15 protein-coding genes and 1 riboswitch are annotated in these 19243 nt (G+C 62.6%); of the genes, 6 read left to right on the plus strand and 9 right to left on the minus strand.

What is annotated here, in order from left to right; genetic code table 11:
• Positions 1 to 16: 16 nt before the first annotated feature.
• Positions 17 to 1966, plus strand: coding sequence for a dihydroxyacetone kinase operon transcriptional regulator DhaR (gene dhaR / locus V8N38_RS22255; protein WP_147840348.1), 1950 nt, complete (start codon positions 17 to 19; stop codon positions 1964 to 1966).
• Here the strand turns inward: dhaR and dhaM are convergent.
• The 4 genes from dhaM to V8N38_RS22275 are packed head-to-tail and all read right to left on the minus strand — an operon-like array spanning position 1963 to position 6275.
• The gene (gene dhaM / locus V8N38_RS22260; RefSeq protein ID WP_147840349.1) at positions 1963 to 3393 is read right to left on the minus strand and encodes a dihydroxyacetone kinase phosphoryl donor subunit DhaM; all 1431 of its coding nucleotides are present in this window, start codon (positions 3391 to 3393) and stop codon (positions 1963 to 1965) included. The two genes, dhaR and dhaM, sit on opposite strands and share 4 nt — an antisense overlap.
• 17 nt (positions 3394 to 3410) lie before the next feature.
• Positions 3411 to 4043, minus strand: a complete 633-nt coding sequence (gene dhaL / locus V8N38_RS22265; RefSeq protein ID WP_070915380.1) for a dihydroxyacetone kinase subunit DhaL — start codon at positions 4041 to 4043, stop codon at positions 3411 to 3413.
• Between the two features lie 9 nt (positions 4044 to 4052).
• Positions 4053 to 5123 (minus strand): dihydroxyacetone kinase subunit DhaK, encoded by a 1071-nt coding sequence (gene dhaK / locus V8N38_RS22270; RefSeq protein WP_060424756.1) that lies wholly within the window; start codon positions 5121 to 5123, stop codon positions 4053 to 4055.
• Between the two features lie 51 nt (positions 5124 to 5174).
• Positions 5175 to 6275, minus strand: a complete 1101-nt coding sequence (locus V8N38_RS22275) for a glycerol dehydrogenase (protein ID WP_147840350.1) — start codon at positions 6273 to 6275, stop codon at positions 5175 to 5177.
• Positions 6276 to 6628: 353 nt separating this feature from the next.
• On the opposite strand from V8N38_RS22275, the gene V8N38_RS22280 reads away from it, so the two are divergent.
• Together V8N38_RS22280 and V8N38_RS22285 are read left to right on the plus strand one after the other, a co-directional pair.
• The gene (locus V8N38_RS22280) at positions 6629 to 7297 is read left to right on the plus strand and encodes a DUF1190 family protein (RefSeq protein WP_033644601.1); all 669 of its coding nucleotides are present in this window, start codon (positions 6629 to 6631) and stop codon (positions 7295 to 7297) included.
• 3 nt (positions 7298 to 7300) lie between these two features.
• Positions 7301 to 8461, plus strand: coding sequence for a glutathionylspermidine synthase family protein (locus V8N38_RS22285; protein WP_087763609.1), 1161 nt, complete (start codon positions 7301 to 7303; stop codon positions 8459 to 8461).
• A gap of 47 nt (positions 8462 to 8508) precedes the next feature.
• Here V8N38_RS22285 and ygiD read toward each other — a convergent pair whose 3' ends face one another.
• Positions 8509 to 9291, minus strand: coding sequence for a 4,5-DOPA dioxygenase extradiol (gene ygiD, locus V8N38_RS22290; protein WP_033636069.1), 783 nt, complete (start codon positions 9289 to 9291; stop codon positions 8509 to 8511).
• A 322-nt stretch (positions 9292 to 9613) separates the two neighbouring features.
• Between ygiD and V8N38_RS22295 the strand changes: the two genes are divergently transcribed.
• Positions 9614 to 11146: an alkaline phosphatase gene (locus V8N38_RS22295; RefSeq protein ID WP_147840351.1), complete on the plus strand. Its 1533-nt coding sequence runs from the start codon at positions 9614 to 9616 to the stop codon at positions 11144 to 11146.
• Positions 11147 to 11199: 53 nt separating this feature from the next.
• On the opposite strand, the gene ribB is transcribed toward V8N38_RS22295, so the two are convergent.
• Positions 11200 to 11853, minus strand: a complete 654-nt coding sequence (ribB, locus tag V8N38_RS22300) for a 3,4-dihydroxy-2-butanone-4-phosphate synthase (RefSeq protein WP_033636071.1) — start codon at positions 11851 to 11853, stop codon at positions 11200 to 11202.
• Between the two features lie 109 nt (positions 11854 to 11962).
• Positions 11963 to 12123: riboswitch (FMN riboswitch) on the minus strand.
• A gap of 145 nt (positions 12124 to 12268) precedes the next feature.
• Between ribB and ubiK the strand changes: the two genes are divergently transcribed.
• On the plus strand, positions 12269 to 12544 hold the full coding sequence (gene ubiK / locus V8N38_RS22305; RefSeq protein ID WP_004937216.1) for a ubiquinone biosynthesis accessory factor UbiK: 276 nt from the start codon (positions 12269 to 12271) through the stop codon (positions 12542 to 12544).
• A 52-nt stretch (positions 12545 to 12596) separates the two neighbouring features.
• Here the strand turns inward: ubiK and hldE are convergent, their stop codons facing one another.
• The 3 genes from hldE to V8N38_RS22320 form a co-directional block, all read right to left on the minus strand.
• On the minus strand, positions 12597 to 14027 hold the full coding sequence (gene hldE, locus V8N38_RS22310) for a bifunctional D-glycero-beta-D-manno-heptose-7-phosphate kinase/D-glycero-beta-D-manno-heptose 1-phosphate adenylyltransferase HldE (RefSeq protein WP_019453075.1): 1431 nt from the start codon (positions 14025 to 14027) through the stop codon (positions 12597 to 12599).
• 77 nt (positions 14028 to 14104) lie between these two features.
• Positions 14105 to 16942 (minus strand): bifunctional [glutamate--ammonia ligase]-adenylyl-L-tyrosine phosphorylase/[glutamate--ammonia-ligase] adenylyltransferase, encoded by a 2838-nt coding sequence (gene glnE, locus V8N38_RS22315; RefSeq protein WP_147840352.1) that lies wholly within the window; start codon positions 16940 to 16942, stop codon positions 14105 to 14107.
• Between the two features lie 45 nt (positions 16943 to 16987).
• Complete coding sequence (locus V8N38_RS22320; protein WP_147840353.1) at positions 16988 to 18295, minus strand: inorganic triphosphatase; 1308 nt, start codon at positions 18293 to 18295, stop codon at positions 16988 to 16990.
• A gap of 278 nt (positions 18296 to 18573) precedes the next feature.
• Between V8N38_RS22320 and V8N38_RS22325 the strand changes: the two genes are divergently transcribed.
• Complete coding sequence (locus tag V8N38_RS22325) at positions 18574 to 19194, plus strand: TIGR04211 family SH3 domain-containing protein (RefSeq protein WP_019453078.1); 621 nt, start codon at positions 18574 to 18576, stop codon at positions 19192 to 19194.
• The last annotated feature ends 49 nt before the right edge of the window (positions 19195 to 19243 follow it).

The raw sequence follows: 19243 nt of genomic DNA on the forward strand, positions 1-19243 counted from the left end.
GTCTGGATGAGGTTCGATGGACAACGATTCACGCTGGCAGCGCTTGATTAACGACGGCGAACTGCCGCCGCCGCTGCGCCCGGCACAGGCGATTTACGCCTCCTGGCTACGCTGCCGCAGCCTGATGCAGCCCGACGTTTGGCAGGCACCGCACCGCGCTCAGGGCGCCACCTTCGAATCGATTTGCCGCCGCAAGAACGACCTGCTGACGCTCGGCCAGGCGGCGCTGGAAGACGCCTGCGAATACATGGAGCCACGGCGTTGCCTGTTGATGATCCTCGACGAGAGCGGCTGCATGCTGTGGCGTTGCGGCGACGCCAAAACCTGGGAGCTGTTGCAGCCATTGGGGTTCGCCCCCGGCGCTTACTGGGCCGAGGGGCAGATCGGCACCAACGCCCCGGCGCTGGCGGCGGCGGAAGGCCACCCGGTGCGAGTGAGCGGCGAGGAGCACGTGCGCCGGGCGCTGCACGGCTGGTCGTTCTGCGCGACGCCGGTCTACGACAACAGCGGCCGCCAACGCGGCTCGATCGCGCTGGGCTGCCTGCTGGCCGACTGCGCCGCCGGCGATCTGTCGCTGACGCTGGCCATCGCCCGCGAAATCGGCAATTCGCTGAACGCCGACGGCCTGCTGGCGGAATCCAACCGCCATCTGAATCAGCTTTACGGCCTGCTGGACGGCGTGGACGACGGCGTTATGGCCTGGGATCACCGTGGCTACCTGCAATACATTAACCAACGCGCCGCCGGCTTGTTGAAGCTGGACGAGCAGCAGAGCCAGGGCAAACCGCTGGCGCAGCTGCTGACGCTGCCCGCCCTGCTCAAGCGCGCCATCACCGACCGGCAGCCGCTGCAACACGTCGAAGTCACCTTCGAAAGCCAGCGGCAGTTTATCGCCGCCTTGCTGACGCTCAAGCCGATTTTCGACGGCGATCGCTGCAGTTTCATCGCCCTGCTGCACCCGCTCGAGCGGCTGCGCCAGTACGTCAGCAGCCAGCTGGGGCGAGTCAGCCACAGCTTCGAGCAGATGCCCTCCGCCTCGCTGGAGATGCGGCGGCTGATCCGTTACGGGCAGCAGGCGGCCAAGGGCCAGCATCCAATCCTGCTGCGCGGAGAGGAAGGGGTCGGCAAAGAGCGGCTCAGCCAGGCTATCCACAACGCCGGCGAACGCGCCGCCGGGCCGTATATCGCCCTCAACTGCCAGCTGCTGCCGCAGGCACAGGGGTTACGTGAGCTGCTGGGCAGCGACGCCAGCGAAGAAGAGGCGGGCCAGCTGAGCAAATTCGAATTGGCCAACGGCGGTACGCTGTACCTCGAACAGATCGAATACCTGCCGGCGGAGATGCAGTCGGCGTTGCTGCAGGTGCTGAAAACCGGCGTGGTGATCCGCCTCAATTCCAGCCGGGTGATCCCGGTCGATGTGCGGGTGATCGCCGGCAGCGCCGCCGATCTGCCGCTGCTGGTGCAGCAAAACCGCTTCCGCCGCCAGCTGTTTTACAGCCTGCAAGCCTTCGAGATCCAGATCCCGCCGCTGCGCCAGCGGCTGAGCGATATTCCGCTGCTGGTCAAACACCATCTGCGCGCGCTGGAGCAACACTTTCAGTGTCGCTTTCGGGTGGATGACGAAGTGATGGCCCAGCTGGCGCTCTACCTGTGGCCGGGCAACGATTTGGAACTGAAAGGGGTGGTGGAGCGCGCGGCGATGATCTGCCACGGCCACCACATCCAGTTAGCAGATTTGCCGGCGCACCTGCTCGGCCAGCCGTCGCTGCTGGAGAGCGATCCGCAGCCCGGCGCGCCGCTGTTGACGCTGACGGACATGGAGCGCCAGGCGATCCTCCGTGCGGCGACCGTCAGCCGGGGTCAGCTGACGGAGATGGCGCAGCTGCTGGGCATCGGCCGCACCACCCTGTGGCGGAAGATCAAACAGCACGGGATCGATATCCGCCAGTTCAAGCTGCGTGCCTAGTGGCTGAGCTGCAACACCCCACGCGCGGCGTCCAGCATCGCCTTCTGCCCGCTGCGGGTTTTGCTCAGGCAATCCTGCATGCCGACCACCATCGGAATGCCCATCGCCTTCGCCAGAATGGCGCTGTGCGACAGGGCATTGCCACCGCTGAGGCAGATGCCGAGCACCAGCCGCCTGTCGAGCATCACCACCTCTGAAGGCATCAGCTCGTCCATCACCAGTATCGATGGCTCTGCCAGCGCGATGGCCGGCAGCGGCAGCCCCTGCAGATGGCACAGCGTGCGGCGCAGCATGTCGCGCACGTCCAGTTCACGCGCCCGCATGTAGTCGTCATCCAGTTCGCGGTACTCTTCGGCGATCGCTTCCAGCACCTGCCGCCAGGCCTGTTCGGCGCAGCACAGCTGTTGCGCAATGCGGGTGTAAGCCGCCTGCTGCAGATCCGGATCGTCCAACAGCATGCTGTGGGCGCCGAAGATCGCCGCCTGCGGCTTGCCGATCAGCGTACCGGTACGTTCCGCCAGCCGGTTCAGATCGCTCAGGGTGTGCTGCAGCGCCTCCCGCAGGCGTTGCTGTTCGCCCAACACCTCGTCCGCGCCGATCCGTCGATCGACGGTTGACGGCCAGAAGCTGTGGGCCTGGAACACCGGCCCGCTGGTGACGCTTTCCGCCACCGGGATACCGTGCAGCGAAGGCTGCTGCCGCTCGGAAACCGTCTCGCCGAAATGTTGTTCCGCCAGCGCTTTGAACGCCGCCAGCGCTTCGTCCGCCTGTGCGCCGTCGGCGATCAGGCGAATGGTGTCGCCGTGGCGCACCTGCAGCAGCGCCAGCTGATTGAGGCTGCGCGGATCGACGCACTGCCCCTGTTTTTCCAGCACCAGCTCGGCCTTGAACGGCGCCAGCGCCTCTACCAGCCGCGCCGCCGGGCGCGCATGCAGCCCGTGCGGGTTCTGCACCGTCCAGGTTGCGCTTTTACCCTGCGCCAGCGGCAAAGCCGCGCTTTTCGCGGCCGGCGAGCCTTCGCCTAGCTGCGCCTGTTTAGCCTGCAACGCGCCCTGCGCCTCCGCCACCACCTGCTCCAGCGAAGCGCCGGAGTTGGCGGCGACCACCGCCGCCAGCGTGCCTTCGACCAGCGGCGCCGCACACAGCCGCACTTTGGCGGCCAAGCCCGGGTCCAGCAAATCGAGCGCTGTTTCCGCGCTGAGCAGCGCACTGCCCAAATCCATCAGCACCAGAACGCCGTCGCCGTCAGCAACCGCTTCAATCGCCTCCATCACTTTGACCGCGTCGGTGCCGATCGGGTGTTCCTCGTCATCCACGCCCGCAGCCAGCGCCAGCTTGCAGCCATCGCCGCGCATCATCTGCCGCGCCAACTGCTCAACGCCGCGCGCCAGCAACGCACTGTGCGAAACCACCACGATATTAATCATCTCGCCTCCTGCTACAGCTAACTACTGGCGACCTCGGCCAGCGTTTTCATCATCAGCATCACCGAAGTGGCGCCGGGATCCTGGTGGCCGATGCTGCGCTCGCCCAGGTAACTGGCCCGCCCCTTGCGCGCCTGCATCGTGATGGTGCTCTCCACCGCCCGCTCGGCGCTGTCGGCGGCGCGCTGCAGCGCCTCCGCCACGCTCAGATTCTGCTGCGCGGACTGGCCGAGGCTGTCCACCACCGGCCACCAGACGTCGCACATGGTTTTGTCGCCCGGCTCCGCCTTACCGCGCATCACCACGCCTTCCACCCCCTCCTGCATCATCTGCTGCAGCTCCGCCAGATCCAGGCTTTGCTTGGCGTTCGCCGCCTGCGCCGCGCGGATGAAGAAGGTGCCGAACAGCGGGCCGCTGGCGCCGCCCACGCTCGACAGCAGCGTCATGCCGGTATTTTTCAGAATGAAGCCGATATCTTTGTCTGCCACCGACGGCAGTTTTTCTACCACCTTGTTAAAACCGCGATTCATGTTCAAACCGTGGTCGGCATCGCCGATCTCGGTGTCCAACCGGGTCAGAAAATCGCGCTCCCGGCTGAACACCTCGCCGCAACGCATCAGCCAATCGACAACCTGTTGTTTGGTCAACGCCATGATTCCTCCTCAGCAACCCCAACGCAGCGCAGGCGTTTTCACCGGCGCATCCCACAAGGACAACAGCTCGTCGTCCACGTTCAACAGCGTGATGGACACGCCCTGCATATCGAGCGAGGTGCAATAAGAGCCCACCAGGTTGCGTTCGATAATGATGCCCGCCTCGGCGCAGCGTTCCGCCAATCGATGGTACACGCCATACAGCTCGGACAGCGGCGTGGCGCCCAGGTTGTTGACCAGCGCGATCGCCCGATCGCCGCGCGTCAGCGGCTGCTTGGTTTGCATCTCGTCGCGCCACTCGCCCTGCTGACGATCCCAGACGCGGATCGTGCGCTGATAGTGGCCGTGGTCGATCAGCGTATGGAACATGTCGTCCACCGCCGCGTTGAGCGTGGTGAACGGGCGGCGCGCAATGCCCGGCTCGCCGTGAATGCCGACGCCGAACTCCATTTCGTTCTCCGCCAGGGTGAACGACGGCTTGCCGGCGGCCGGCACGGTGCAAGCCCCCAGCGCGATGCCGATCGAATGCCCGTGGTTATTGATGCGATGCCCCAGCGTCACCACGCTGTCCAGATCGTCGCCGCGCGCCGCGGCGGCGCCCAGCAACTTCTCCATCAGCACGGTGTTGGCTACCCCACGCCGCCCGGCGGTAAACAGACTGTCTTTGACCGCCACGTCATCATCCACCAGCACCGTCGCCACCGCGACGCCGCTGTCGTGCAGCAGCTCGGTGGCGGTTTCGAAGTTGAGCACGTCGCCGGTGTAGTTCTTGATCAGCAGCAACACCCCGGCGCCGCCGTCGATCGCCTGGCCGCACTCGTACATTTTATCCGGCGTCGGCGAGGTAAAAATCTCGCCCGGACAGGCGCCGTCGAGCATCCCTTCGCCGACGAAACCGCAGTGCATCGGCTCATGGCCGCTGCCGCCGCCGGACAGGATCGCCACCTTGCCCGCCACCGGCGCGTCGGCGCGGGTCACGAACACCGGATCCGCGTGCACCAACAGCTCGGGATGGGCCTCCGCCAGCCCCTGCAACTGCTCTTCCAACACCGACTCGACCTGATTAATCAGTTTTTTCACGATGGTTTCCTCTGTAAGAACAGGGGCGCGGCGCACCGCGCCCCAAGGGTATCAATGACGCTGCAGCCAGGCGGCGCCCAGCCTATCCGCCGTCAGGATCGCCGCCTGCACGCCCGCTGGGGTGACCTTGAACGGCATGTTGTGAATGGTTTCGCCGGCGGCGCAGCTGGCCTCGGCCACCGCCATGATCTTCGCCGTCGCATCGCCGGTGACGCCCATCTGCGCCAGCGTGATCGGCAGGCCGATGCCATGGCAAAACGCCAGCACGGTTTCAATCTGCGCCATGGGGCTGTTCTGCAGCACCAGCTGTGCCAGGGTGCCGAACGCCACTTTCTCGCCGTGATACAGGTGGTGGCACTCCTCGAGCACGGTAAAACCGTTGTGAATGGCATGCGCCGCCGCCAGCCCGCTGCTCTCGAAGCCGATGCCGCTCAGATAGGTATTGGCCTCAATGATGCGCTCCACCGCTTCCGTCACCACGCCGGCCTCGACCGCCAGTTTGGCTTTTACCCCTTCCGCCAGCAGCGTGTCATAACACAGCCGCGCCAGGCTGAGCGCCGCCAGCGTCGATTTGCCGCCGGCCATGCTGGTGGCCTGGGCGTCGAAACAGGCCTGGGCTTCGAAATAGGTGGAGAGCGCGTCGCCCATGCCGGCCACCAGCAGGCGCACCGGCGCTTTGGCGATGATGGCGCTGTCCATCACCACCATGTCCGGGTTGCGCGGATAAATCAGGTATTCGGCAAATTCGCCCTGTTCAGTGTAGAGGACCGACAGCGCGCTGGTCGGCGCATCGGTGGAGGCGATGGTGGGAATAAGCACCACCGGCAGCTGTTGGTAGTGCGCCACGGCCTTGGCGGTGTCGAGCGTCTTGCCGCCGCCGACGCCGATCACGCCGCGGCAGCCGTGAGCCTGCAACTCATGGCCGAGCCGGTCTATCTCTTTGCGGCAGCATTCGCCGTTGAAGCGGGCCGCGTGATGTTTCACGCCGTGCTGCTGCAGGCTGCCCATCAGGGTGTCGCCCGCCAGCTGCATCACGAAGTCGTCTGCGATCACCAGGTAGTGATCGGCGAGGGATTTGACGTATTCGCCGACGGCGGCCAGCGCATTGGCGCCCTGAATATATTTACCTGGTGACTGGATGATTCTCAACATAACCGGATCCTTGTAGGGAGTTGGCGATGGTAACGTTCAGATATCAGGTGATGACGCGCCGACTTCGCCGCCGGCTTGTTGTTGTGCTTCGACTATGAGCGCCCGCCGCCCGCCTGGCGAGCTTCGCGATTTTTGTTCCATTATGGAACATCATCATAGCGACAACGTTTCATGATGAAACGCCAACGCGCGTTTTTTCGCCGCGAAAGCGAACTGGCGCACACCCCAACGTATAACTGCGTAAAGAGTCGATTCTGCGGGCGTTTCAGCTTTAATTTTGACCATGTTTCCCCTATCCTTAGCGCCACTACTGGGAAAGGGCGAAAACAGCCCGCATGATGGGATTGATAACGATGAAACGGACAAAAAACATCAACCAAGAGACGTTCCGCAAATCCTGGCGCAGCTACCGTGTCGCGCCCGTGGCTTTGGCGATCAGCGCTGTCTTTATGCTGGCCGGCTGCGAGAAGAGCGATGAAACGGTCTCCCTGTATCAGAATGCCGATGACTGTTCGCGCGCCAATCCTTCGATGAGCGAGCAGTGCACCACCGCCTACAACAACGCCTTGAAAGAAGCGGCGAAAACCGCGCCGAAATACGCTACCCGCGAAGACTGCGTCGCCGAGTTCGGCGAAGCGCAGTGCACCCAGGCGCCGGCTCCGGCGCAGGCCGGCATGGCGGCGGAATCGCAAAGCAGCGGCAGCTTCTGGATGCCGCTGATGGCGGGCTACATGATGGGTCGCCTGATGGGCGGCTCCGGTTTCGCGCAGCAGCCACTGTTCACCTCCAAGAACGCCGCCAGCCCGGCGAACGGCAAGTTTGTCGACGCCAGCGGCAAGAGCTACGGCCCGGCCACCGCCGGCGGCCGCACCATGACGGTGCCGAAAACCGCCATGGCGCCGAAGCCTGCGGTCACCAACACCGTGACCCGCGGCGGCTTCGGCGAGACCGTGGCCAAGCAGACCAGCATGCAGCGCAGCAGCGCCACCTCCAACTCCGGCTCTCGCAGCATGGGCGGTTGATGCATGAAACGTATTGCTATTACCGAGCGCCCGGACTGGCGTGAAAAAGCGACCGAGTTCGGGTTCCGTTTCCACACCATGTACGGCGAGCCCTACTGGTGTGAAGACGCCTATTACCAGTTCACGCTGGCGCAGATTGAAGAGATCGAAAGCGCCACCGCGGAGCTGCACCAGATGTGCCTGCAGGTGGTAGAAAAAGTGGTCGGCAGCGACGAGCTGATGGCCAAGTTCTGCATCCCGAAACACACCTGGGAGTTCGTGCGCAGCTCCTGGCGCACCCACCAGCCGTCGCTGTACTCGCGTCTCGATCTGGCCTACGACGGCGTCAACCCGCCGAAGCTGCTGGAAAACAACGCCGATACGCCAACCTCGCTGTATGAGGCGGCCTTCTTCCAGTGGCTGTGGCTGGAAGACCAGATCAACGCCGGCAAGCTGGATCCGGAGTCAGATCAGTACAACAGCCTGCAGGAGAAGCTGATCGAGCGTTTCGCCGAGCTGAAAGCACATCACGGCTTCGGCCTGTTGCACCTGGCCTGCTGCCAGGACAGCGAAGAAGATCGCGGCACGGTGCAATATCTGCAGGACTGCGCGCAGGAAGCCGGTCTGCCGACCGAGTTCCTGTTCATGGAAGAGATTGGCCTCGGCGAGAAAGGCCAGTTTACCGATCTGCAGGATCAGGTGATCGGCAACCTGTTCAAGCTCTACCCGTGGGAATTCATGCTGCGCGAGATGTTCTCCACCAAGCTCGAAGACGCCGGCGTGCGCTGGCTGGAGCCGGCCTGGAAGAGCATCATCTCCAACAAGGCGCTGCTGCCGCTGCTGTGGGAAATGTTCCCGAACCACCCGAATCTGTTGCCGGCTTATTTCGCGCAAGACGATCATCCGCCGATGGATCATTACGTCACCAAACCGCTGTTCTCACGCGAAGGCGCCAATATCCAGATCGTCGAAAACGGTCAGGAAGTGGCGCGCGTCGATGGGCCATACGGCGAAGAGGGCATGATCGTGCAGCAGTTCCATCCGCTGCCGAAGTTCGAAGACAGCTACACGTTGATCGGCAGCTGGCTGGTGAACGATCAACCTTGCGGCATCGGTCTGCGCGAAGATCGCGAACTGATCACGCAGGATCTGTCGCGCTTCTACCCGCACACCATTCTCGGCTGATCGCCCCGCCGAAGACAAAAACGCCAGTCTCTGACTGGCGTTTTTCTTTACCCCACCTGCACCGACAGCATGCTCAGCGCCCCCATTTCGATACCGTCGATCGGCACGCTGATGGCCTCTTTTCCATCCCAACCGCCAAGCACGTACAGCAACGGCAGATAGTGTTCCGGCGTCGGATTCGACAGCGCCGCCCCCTCATGGCGCATGAAATCCACCAGCGGATGGTTATCACCCCGATAACGCAGGTTATCCCGGACAAAGTTATTGAACGATTCCGCCCACGGGTAGGCGCTGGTATCGCCCTGCCATTTCACCATGCGCAGGTTGTGCACCACGTTGCCGCTGGCGACAATCATCACCCCCTCATCGCGCAGCGCAGCGAGTTTGCGGCCCAGTTCATAGTGATAGGCCGCCGGCTGCGTGCCGTCGACGCTGAGCTGCACCACCGGGATGTCGGCATTGGGATACATCTTGATCAAGACGCCCCAGGTGCCGTGATCCAGCCCCCACTCGCCCAGATCGGCCGTTACCGGCACCGGCGCCAGCATTTGCTGCAGCTGCGCAGCCAGCGCGGGAGAGCCCGGCGCCGGATAACGGGTATCGAACAGCGCCTGCGGGAACCCGCCGAAGTCGTGAATGGTTTTGGGTTTTTCCATCGCGGTAACCGCAGTGCCGCGGGTATACCAATGTGCGGAAACCGCCACGATCGCCTTCGGGCGCGGCAATGACTCACCCAACGCACGCCATGCCCGGGTGTAACGATTGTCTTCCAGCACGTTCATCGGGCTACCGTGGCCAAGAAACAGTGCAGGCATACGAGAGGTGTTCATAGGGAGATCCTTAGTTCAAATTGTGCTATGCCGCTACATTACGCGCTTTGCCGCACCAACACAGCCGGATAACCGTGATGAAGATATTCAATAAATTTGAATTAAAAACGGAGGAATGCGCCGGCAGACAGAAAGATAAAAAATTTATATATTTCAATAGATTAATAACAAACATGAATGTCATGGCATTACTGCCACACAGATCCAATTTGTGAACAATTTATGTATTTTTTGTTAACACAATCTATACACTCCTCCTCTGCCGACGGGTGCCGACAGCCCCGCCGCGCAATGGGAATTACGTCTCACCAAGGAGGAATTCATGTTCAGACTCACACTGGCAACCCGCCTGGCGCTTTCCATGTCCTTATTCGCCGGCTGGACGGCAACCGCCGGCACAGCGGACAACGCGCAGCTGACGCAGCGCGAAGACCCTTATTTCCTTCAGGCGCAAGCTCAGCTGCAACAGCGGCTGAAACAGACGCCAAACACCAACCGCGCCAAAAACGTCATTCTGGTGGTCGGCGACGGCATGGGGTTTTCCACCGTGACCGCCGCCCGCATTTTTGAAGGGCAGCAGCGCGGCGTGGACGGCGAATCCAACGTGCTGGCCTGGGAGGCCTTCCCCTATCTGGCGGCGGCCAAAACCTACTCCGCCGACGCCCAAATCACCGACTCCGCGCCCAGCGCTGTGGCGATGACTACCGGCGTCAAAACCATCAACGATCTGATGGGCCTCAACCATACGGCGACCCTCAACAATTGCGAGGACCAGCAAACCAAGGCCGTCACCACGCTGTGGGAGATGGCCGCAACGCTCGGCATGTCCACCGGTGCCGTGACGACCGCGACCATCACCCACGCCACGCCGGGCGCGACCTATGCCCATATCGCCAACCGCGATTGGGAGTCCGACGCAAAAATGCCGGCAGCGGCCCTGGCCGCAGGCTGCCGCGACATCGCGCGCCAACTGGTGGAAATGAAGTACGGCAACGGCCTCAACGTGGCAATGGGCGGCGGGCGCGCCAACTTCCTGCCCGACAGCGTGAGCGATCCGGAATACCCCGGCAAGACAGGCGCCAGAAAGGATGGCCGCGATCTGACGCAGGCCTGGCTACAACGCTATGGCAAGCGAGGGCAATACGTATGGAATCAGGCGCAGTTCGACAAAATCGAGCCGGGTAAGATCGACCACCTGTTGGCCCTGTTTGAGCCGTCGCACATGAACTTCGAGCACGATCGGCGGCAAGACGCGGCGGGAGAACCTTCGCTGGCGGAAATGACCGGCAAGGCCATCGATATTCTGGCCAAGAATCCCGAGGGCTACCTGCTGTTGGTGGAGGGTGGACGCATCGATCACGGCAGCCATAGCGGTAACGCCTACCGCACGCTGAGCGACGCGGTCGCCCTGAACGAAGCGGTGAAAACCATCGTCAATAAAGTCGATCTGAACGACACGCTGGTGGTGGTGACCGGCGATCACAGCCACACACTCACCATCGCCGGCTATGCCAAGCGGGGTAATCCTATCCTCGGTATTTCCGTGGGGGTCAACGGCAAACCGCTGCTGGGCAGCGACGGCAAGCCTTACACCACCGTCGGCTTCGCCAATGGCCCCGGCGGCACGATCCCACTGGCCGAACGCCCGGCATTGACCATGGAGCAGGCCACCGCGCCCGACTTTATTCAGCCGGCGCTGGTCCCGCTGAAAAGCGAGACCCACGGCGGGGAAGATCTCGGCATCTACGCCATCGGCCCCTGGGCCCATCTGTTCCAGGGCACGGTGGAGGAGAACTACACCTTCCACGTGATGAATTACGCCAGCCGCATCGGCGAACGCCTGTCAAAACGGTAGCCACAAAAAAAGCCGCGTTACGCGGCTTTTTTATCGTTGAAAGCGGCCGGCTATCAGCTGGCTTTTTTCTCGTGCGCCTGGCGGTAGGCCACCAGATCTTCGATGGTCAGCACCACCATGTCGTGCTGTTTGGCGAAGGCGATCACTTCCGGCGCGTGCGCCATGCTGCCATCGTCATTGGTCAGTTCACACAGCACGCCGGCAGGTTTGAAACCGGCCATGGAAACCAGATCGATGGTCGCTTCGGTGTGGCCGCGACGGCTCAGCACGCCGCCCGGCTGCGCGCGCAGCGGGAACACGTGGCCCGGACGGTTCAGGTCGCTCGGCTTGGCGCTGTCTGCCACCGCCGCACGGATGGTGGTCAGGCGATCGGAAGCGGAAACCCCGGTGGTCACGCCCTGCGCCGCTTCAATGGTCACGGTGAAGGCGGTCTGGAATTGGCTGGAGTTGTTGGTCACCATCATCGGCAGCTCAAGCTGCTGACGGCGTTCTTCGGTGATGCACAGGCACACGATACCGCTGCCGTGGCGAATGGTCAGCGCCATCTGCTCAACAGTCATGGTTTCCGCGGCGAAGATCATGTCACCTTCGTTTTCACGGTTTTCATCATCGAGCACCATTACGCCGCGCCCGTTGCGCAGTGCGTCAATCGCGCGTTCAACGCGTTCTGTCGGCGTGCCGAAGTCTGAAAGTAGCGTCTGATTCATGGTAAAAAACCTCATTAAAAATTATGGATTACCAGAACCAGGGCGATCTTGAGGAGTAGCTAGCAATAGCTAAAAAAATAACGCAAGCGGGCGCAAGCCCGGCAGATACCGTTACTCTCTCCCATCCGGACTATAACCGTCGGCCCCGGAATTACACCGGATCTGCTGACCTCTAACCGGCCCTGACAGGCTGGCTGAGCGCTCGCGGGCTTTCACCGTAGAAGGTGATTTACCGCCGGTGGGGACTTTCACCCCGCCCTGAGAATAAGCAGGATGACTATAACGCTAATGGGTAGGCAGGGCAATTGGCAAAAGCACAATTCGGCCACGCACGGCGAATGCGCTTAATGGTTTATCCGGCGGGCAACTCGCATTACACTAAGCGGCAGCTATTAAACTCTGAAAGGGATACGCCATGATTGACCCGAAAAAAATCGAACAAATCGCACGCCAGGTTCATGAGTCCATGCCTAAAGGCGTTCGTGAATTCGGGGAAGACGTTGAGAAAAAAATCCGTCAGGTCCTGCAGTCGCAGCTGACCCGCCTGGATTTGGTTAACCGCGAAGAGTTCGACGTACAGACTCAGGTGCTGTTGCGCACCCGCGAGAAGCTGGCGCTGTTGGAACAGCGCATGGCCGAGCTGGAAAGCAAACTGAGCGCGGCACCGGCCGCCAAGCAGGAAGACGAATAAATTCCCGCCAAGGGCGCGCACCGCGCGCCCTTGTTCTTTAGGTCGCCCGGCGTTAGCCGCGCCCGTCTTTGATCGCTTTGATGATGTTGGTGGTCGACAGCCCGTCTTCAAAGTTCAGCACTTTGACATCGCCGCCGTTGGCCCACACTTCCGCACTGCCGGCAATCTCTTCCGGTTTGTAATCACCGCCTTTCACCAGCAGATCCGGCAGAATGTCGGCGATCAAGCGCTGCGGCGTATCCTCTTCGAACGGCACTACCCAATCCACCGCTTCCAGCGCGCCCAGCACGATCATGCGGTTCTCCAGCGCGTTGACCGGGCGTGTTTCCCCTTTCAGGCGCTTGGTCGAGGCGTCGCTGTTCACCGCCACGATCAGGCGATCGCCCAGCTTGCGGGCGTTGGCCAGATAAGAGACGTGGCCGGCATGCAGAATGTCAAAGATGCCGTTGGTCATCACCACTTTCTCGCCGCGCTGGCGCGCCTGCGCCACGGCGTGTTTCAACTGCGCTTCGGTCATCACGCCAAAGCCGGTTTCGGCCCGGCCGCGCACCGCGTTTTCCAGCTCGATGGGCGACACGGTGGAAGTACCGAGCTTGCCCACCACCACGCCGGCGGCGGCGTTGGCCAGGAAACAGGACTCTTCCAGCGAATTGCCGGCGGCCAGCGAGGCGGCCAGCACGCCGATCACGGTGTCGCCGGCGCCGGTCACATCAAACACTTCCTGCGCCTGGGTCGGCAGGTGCAGCGGCTCAACGCCAGGCTGCAGCAGCGTCATGCCGTGTTCGGAACGGGTGACCAACAGCGCCGACAGCTCGAAATCCGCCACCAGCTTCATGCCGCGTTCCACCAGTTCCGCCTCATCCTTGCAGTGGCCCACCACCGCTTCGAACTCGGACAGGTTCGGCGTCAGCAGCGTCGCGCCGCGATAGCGCTCGAAGTCAGAGCCTTTCGGATCGATCAGCACCGGCACCTTGGCGGCGCGCGCCAGTTGGATCATCCCCTGCACTTGGCTGAGCGCGCCCTTGGCGTAATCGGACAGCACCAGCGCGCCAATCTGCGGCAGCGCCTGCTGAATGCGCTCCAGCATCGGCTGCGGATCGACGTTGGAGAAGCCTTCTTCGAAGTCGAGACGGATCAGCTGCTGGTTGCGCGACAGCACGCGCAGCTTGGTGATGGTTGGATGGGTCGGCACCGAGACGAAGTCGCAGCGCACGTTGACTTCATTCAGCTTGGCGCTCAGCGCCCGCGCCGCATCGTCGATGCCGGTCAAGCCCACCAGACGGGAAGTGGCACCCAGCGAAGCGATGTTCATCGCCACGTTAGCCGCGCCGCCGGGACGCTCTTCGATGGTATCGACCTTGACCACCGGCACCGGGGCTTCCGGTGAAATGCGGCTGGTCGGCCCGTACCAATAGCGATCCAACATGACGTCACCGACCACCAGCACACCGGCGCGGCGAAAATCAGGCAGCGTAACTTTCATCCGATAACTCCAAAAAAGTACAAAATTTTAGTGGCGCAGATATTACCACAGACCGCCGGAATACCCGCAAAAAGGTATTAATCCAGCCATTTAGCCCAGCTGGCGCGCACCTGCTCGCGCTCGGCGGCGAACAGCCCGCTGCCGACCTTGCCGGAATGCTCCTGCAGCGCCAGATGGTGGATCTCGTCGCGCATGGTGACATAGGCCTGGGTCAGCGCGCGCGCCTCCTCTTCCGGCATGATGTCGTAATTGGCCATCAGCTCGAAGATGCGCACGTTGTCCGACCAACGCGTCAGCCGCGGTTCACCCGGCGCATAGCGTAAGACCAGATATTGGGCGATAAATTCGATGTCGGTAATGCCGCCCTCATCGGTTTTGATATCAAACAGATCGCGCTGCTTGTTGCCGAGATGGTTGCGCATCTTTTCACGCATCTCGCGCACTTCGCGCTTCAGGATCTCCGCATCGCGCGTTTTGCACAGGATCTCGCGCCGGATCGTGTCGAACTGCTGATGCAGCGCCGGGTCGCCATGCACGATGCGCGCGCGCACCAGGGCCTGATGTTCCCAGGTCCAGGCTTCGTTTTGCTGGTAATCGGCGAACGCCTCGACGGTGCTGACCAGCATCCCCGCAGCGCCGGAAGGCCGCAGGCGCGCGTCCACCTCATACAGAATGCCGGAGGAGGTGCGGGTGCTGAACAGATGCATCACCCGCTGCGCCAGCCGCAGGTAGAACTGACGGCCGTCGATGCAGCGATCGCCGTCGGTCATCACCTCCGGCGGGCAATCCAGCAGGAATACCAGATCGAGATCGGAACTGTAACCCAGCTCCCAGCCGCCCAGCTTGCCGTAGCCGATCACCGCAAAGCCGCGCCCTTCGCGCTCCTGCAGATGGGTCGGTTGGCCGTAGCGCGCCACCATGTCGCTCCAGGCCTGCTGCACCACCGCGTCGATGATCGCCTCCGCCAGATAAGTCAGGTGGTCGCTCACTTTCATCACCGGCAGCGCGCCGGCGATATCCGCCGCGGCGATGCGCAGCTGCTGCGCCTGCTTGAACTGGCGCAGCGCCTCCAGCTTTTGCTCTTCGTCGTCTTCCGGCACCCGCAGCAGGTACTGGCGCAGCTCGCTGCGGTAGGCGTCCAGCGCCACCGGCTGATACAGCGTGGCCGGATCCAGCAGTTCGTCCAGCAACAGCGGGTAGCGCGACAGCTGGTTGGCAACCATCGGCGACGCGGCGCACAGGCGGATCAGATGGCTGAGCGCCGCGTGATACTCCACCAGCAGCTCGAGGTAGGTGGTGCGGGTGACGATGCTGAGCAGCAGCTGCGCCAGCCGCACCAGCGCGGTCGGCGCGTCCTGGCGCGGGCACACCTCAGCCAGCAGACGCGGCATCAGTTGATCGAGCACGTCGCGGCCACGCGGGCCGATGGTGCGTTTGTCGACGTCGTGGCGGAAATCGGCGATGGTGCGCAGCATCTGTCGGCGCCCCTCTTCGTCCAGGTGCGGCGTCAGCGGCGCCAGCTCGTTTTCCTCCAGCGCGTCCTGCCACAGGCTGTGGTAGTGCTGATAGTCGGGATCTTCGCCGACATCCGGGCTATCGTCACCGATCAGGTCATCGAACACCGCCCGCACCGCCTGCATGTGCAACTCCAGCTCCGCCATCAGCGCCGGCCAATCCGCCAGCCCCATGCCGTAGGCCAGCCGCGCCTGATCGAGCGCATCCTGCGGCAGCGTCTGGGTTTGCTGATCGCCGATCGCCTGCAGCAGATTCTCCAGCCGCCGCAGGAACAGGTAGGCGGCGCTCAGCGCCCGCACCTGCTCGGCCTCCAGCAGCCCCAGTTCACCCACCGCCTGCAGCGTCGGCAGCAGCGAACGCCCCTGCAGCGCCGGCTCGCGGCCGCCGCGGATCAGCTGGAATACCTGGGTGATGAATTCGATTTCGCGAATGCCGCCGGCACCCAGCTTGATGTTGTCCTTCAGGCCGCGACGCCGCACTTCACGGGCGATCATGCCCTTCATGTTGCGCAGCGACTGGATGACGCTGAAATCGATATAGCGGCGGAACACGAACGGCCGCAGCGTTTTGCGCAGCTCCTGGCTGTAGGCGTCTTCCGCGCCGCCCATCAGGCGCGCCTTCACCATCGCATAGCGCTCCCAGTCGCGCCCCTGCTCCTGATAGTAATCTTCCAGCGCCGCAAAGCTCATCACCAATGGGCCGCTGTCACCGAACGGCCGCAGCCGCATGTCGACGCGATAGACGAAGCCGTCAATAGTCTGCTGATCCAGCGCCTTGATCAGCCGCTGGCCAAGGCGGGTGAAGAACTGGGCATTGTCCAGCTCGCGCCGCCCGCCCTGAGTCTGGCCGTTTTCCGGGTAGGCGAAGATCAGATCGATATCCGACGAGAAATTCAGCTCGCCGCCGCCCAGCTTGCCCATGCCGAGGATCAGCAGCGGCTGCGGTTCACCGGCGGCGTTGCACGGCGTGCCCCACTCGCGGCAACAGGTTTGGTACAGCCAGTCGCGCGCGCTGACGATCAGCGTTTCCGCCAATCCGCTCAGCTGCAGTAACGTTTCTTCGGTCGAACACAGCCCCTGAGCCTGCGCCCAGGCAATGCGCACCAGCGTTTCACGGCGAAACAGACGCAGCGTGCGCATCAGCTGCGCCTCATCGCGCACCTCTTCCAGCTCGTCCTGCAGCCAGGCGGCATAGTGTTGCCACTCGCCGGGCGCCGGTGGTTGTTCGCGCAGCGTCGCCAGCCAGGCCGGCTGGGCAAGCAGCGCGTCGCTGACGAAGTCGCTCGACGCCAGCACCCACTGCTCCTGTTCGCTAAAGGCGCTGTCCGCGCCGTGAACTTCCTGAAAACGCTGCACAACCTGCTGTGCCTGAGCCTGTAACGCGGCTGAAAGTGGCGACATAGTGTATGACCCGTTCTGCGGCCCACGGCTGGCGGGCCGGCTTGATTAACGAAGCGCGCCGTTTAACCAGAATGGCGCATGCGATAAGGCCTGTTTGCGGCTGGCTTCATACCAGCCCTGACGGCGCTCGCTCAGCGCCGCCTGCAGTTCGCGCCAGGCCTCGATATAAGGGCCGGTCTGCTCGTCGGGGTAGGCACCCGACAACAGGACCAGCGCCGAAATCTGACGCGTCAGGCGCGGCAATTGTTCCTGATATTCATCTTCGTTCAGCGTACGGCTGAAGGCTTCTTTCAGCTCCGCACCGCTGCGCCCCAGCATGATGTCGCTGAAGCGTTTGAAAGAACCGTCCAGCTTGGCCTGCGCTTTGGCATCGATAAACGGCCGCCAGGCGCCGCTCACCAGCCATGATGTGAGCGCCAACTTACATTGCAGGTAGGTGGCGCTGTAGCACAGGGCCTCTGGTTGCGCGGCTTTGTCCGCCAACAGCGGCTCGAGCTCGGTCAGACGGGCGCGCAGATCGGCGCTGGCCTTGCGCGGCACCAAACCGCCGAAGATCACCAGCGCCTGGCGAATTGTTCCGACCGCCTCAATCACCGAAGCGCGCGCCTGCGCGTCGCCGCGCAGCCACAGCTCTTCGTGGTACTGCCAGTGGCCCAGCGCCAGCTCGAAGGCGGCGATCATCCCCTGCTCCACGGTCGCCTTCGCCGCCGGCTTCAGCACCCGCAGCGGGCGCACCTGGCGCGGCAGATTGCCCTGCGCCAGGTGGTAACCGCGCGCCGCCTTGCTCAGGCTGCCCTGACGCAGCCCGCCGTGCGCCGCCAGCTCACCGGCCAACGCCAGCAGATCGGCAGTATTGCCGTTCAGCAGCTCCAGCTCTACCTCGCTCAGGGCTTCGCTGAGGTCACCGGCGCGCACCTCGCCCTGGTCCAGACCAATCTCGATCTCGCTTTGGCCGTAAGTAACCACCCACTTCTCTCGCACGAAATCGGTACGGAACAGCGGCTGCAACGCCTGCTGCAGCGTCGTGATATCGCAATCCTGCGGCCAGATCTCGGCAGGGAACTGCGCCAACGCCAGCTGCGGCTCGGCGATAGCGACATTGTATTCCGGGCGCTGGTGCAGGCCGCCCACCACTTTACCGGCGGTTTTGATGGTCATCTCATAGCGATCGTCGAAACCGCGAATTCGCAGCCCCATGTCGTGACGGCGCAGGACGTTGTCGGCCGTTTCGAAGTAAATGTTGGTCAGCTTTTGCGGCGCGGAATGCTGATGCGGCCAGGCGGCGAGCCATTGTGGCAGAGCGGCCACCGCTTGCGGCGCGGCGATGAATTTCAGTTCAATTTCAACGGTCATAATTCTTTAACACCAATAAGTTACGCATTCGCGTCGGTTTCAGCGCGGCGCGTTCGGCCCGCCGTATGCTGCCCAATGACGCACAGTTGCCATTATCTTACCGCGATTCCCGGCGCCTTAACCCTGCTAACTGTAGAAAAAACCTGTTACGTTATAAAACGCTGCGCAACTCACAGAATCAGCCACAGTAAGATAGTTCTCATTCCGGTTTTGGCGTTGCGTCGTCAGACTGAACGCTCTACTATCGTTCCATAAATTCACCCAGAAACGATGAACTAATGCAGAAATTACGCCTGATTTGCCTTGCCGCGCTGAGCTTCAGCATCACTTGGGCCGCACATGCCGAAGATAAACGCTATATCTCCGATGAGTTAAGCACTTACGTCCATAGCGGCCCAGGTAATCAGTACCGTATTGTCGGCACTCTGAACGCCGGTGAAGAAGTCACCCTGCTGAGCGTCAACGACAGCACCAACTACGGCCAGATCCGCGATCCGAAAGGCCGCACCACCTGGATCCCGCTCGACCAGCTCAGCCAGACGCCAAGCCTGCGCACTCGCGTGCCCGAGCTGGAACAGCAGGTGAAAACCCTGACCGACAAGCTGGCCAACATCGACAACACCTGGAACCAGCGCACCTCGGAAATGCAGGAGAAAGTCGCGGGCAGCGACAGCACCATCAGCAGCCTGCAGAAGGAAAACCAGGATCTGAAAAACCAGCTGGTGGTCGCGCAGAAGAAGGTCAACGCCGTTAACCTGCAGCTCGACGACAAGCAGCGCACCATTATCCTGCAGTGGTTCATGTACGGCGGCGGCGTCGCCGGCGTCGGTTTGCTGCTGGGCCTGCTGTTGCCGCACCTGATCCCGCGCCGCAAGAACAACAACCGCTGGATGAACTGATCTCAGTATCGTTCAGTTTGAGTATGGGCGCCTGCGGGCGCCCTTTTCA

Origin of the sequence: Serratia nevei, from assembly GCF_037948395.1 — a bacterium.
Lineage (GTDB): Bacteria > Pseudomonadota > Gammaproteobacteria > Enterobacterales > Enterobacteriaceae > Serratia > Serratia nevei.

Bases quoted from the DNA above. Each gene is read 5' to 3' on its own strand.
- dhaL (WP_070915380.1), bottom strand. From the start codon at position 4,043: ATGGCGTTGACCAAACAACAGGTTGTCGATTGGCTGATGCGTTGCGGC.
- ribB (WP_033636071.1), bottom strand. From the start codon at position 11,853: ATGAATCAGACGCTACTTTCAGACTTCGGCACGCCGACAGAACGCGTT.
- glnE (WP_147840352.1), bottom strand. From the start codon at position 16,942: ATGTCGCCACTTTCAGCCGCGTTACAGGCTCAGGCACAGCAGGTTGTG.
- V8N38_RS22275 (WP_147840350.1), bottom strand. From the start codon at position 6,275: ATGTTGAGAATCATCCAGTCACCAGGTAAATATATTCAGGGCGCCAAT.
- V8N38_RS22320 (WP_147840353.1), bottom strand. From the start codon at position 18,295: ATGACCGTTGAAATTGAACTGAAATTCATCGCCGCGCCGCAAGCGGTG.
- dhaM (WP_147840349.1), bottom strand. From the start codon at position 3,393: ATGATTAATATCGTGGTGGTTTCGCACAGTGCGTTGCTGGCGCGCGGC.
- ygiD (WP_033636069.1), bottom strand. From the start codon at position 9,291: ATGAACACCTCTCGTATGCCTGCACTGTTTCTTGGCCACGGTAGCCCG.
- V8N38_RS22295 (WP_147840351.1), top strand. From the start codon at position 9,614: ATGTTCAGACTCACACTGGCAACCCGCCTGGCGCTTTCCATGTCCTTA.
- dhaR (WP_147840348.1), top strand. From the start codon at position 17: ATGGACAACGATTCACGCTGGCAGCGCTTGATTAACGACGGCGAACTG.
- hldE (WP_019453075.1), bottom strand. From the start codon at position 14,027: ATGAAAGTTACGCTGCCTGATTTTCGCCGCGCCGGTGTGCTGGTGGTC.
- V8N38_RS22325 (WP_019453078.1), top strand. From the start codon at position 18,574: ATGCAGAAATTACGCCTGATTTGCCTTGCCGCGCTGAGCTTCAGCATC.
- ubiK (WP_004937216.1), top strand. From the start codon at position 12,269: ATGATTGACCCGAAAAAAATCGAACAAATCGCACGCCAGGTTCATGAG.
- V8N38_RS22280 (WP_033644601.1), top strand. From the start codon at position 6,629: ATGAAACGGACAAAAAACATCAACCAAGAGACGTTCCGCAAATCCTGG.
- V8N38_RS22285 (WP_087763609.1), top strand. From the start codon at position 7,301: ATGAAACGTATTGCTATTACCGAGCGCCCGGACTGGCGTGAAAAAGCG.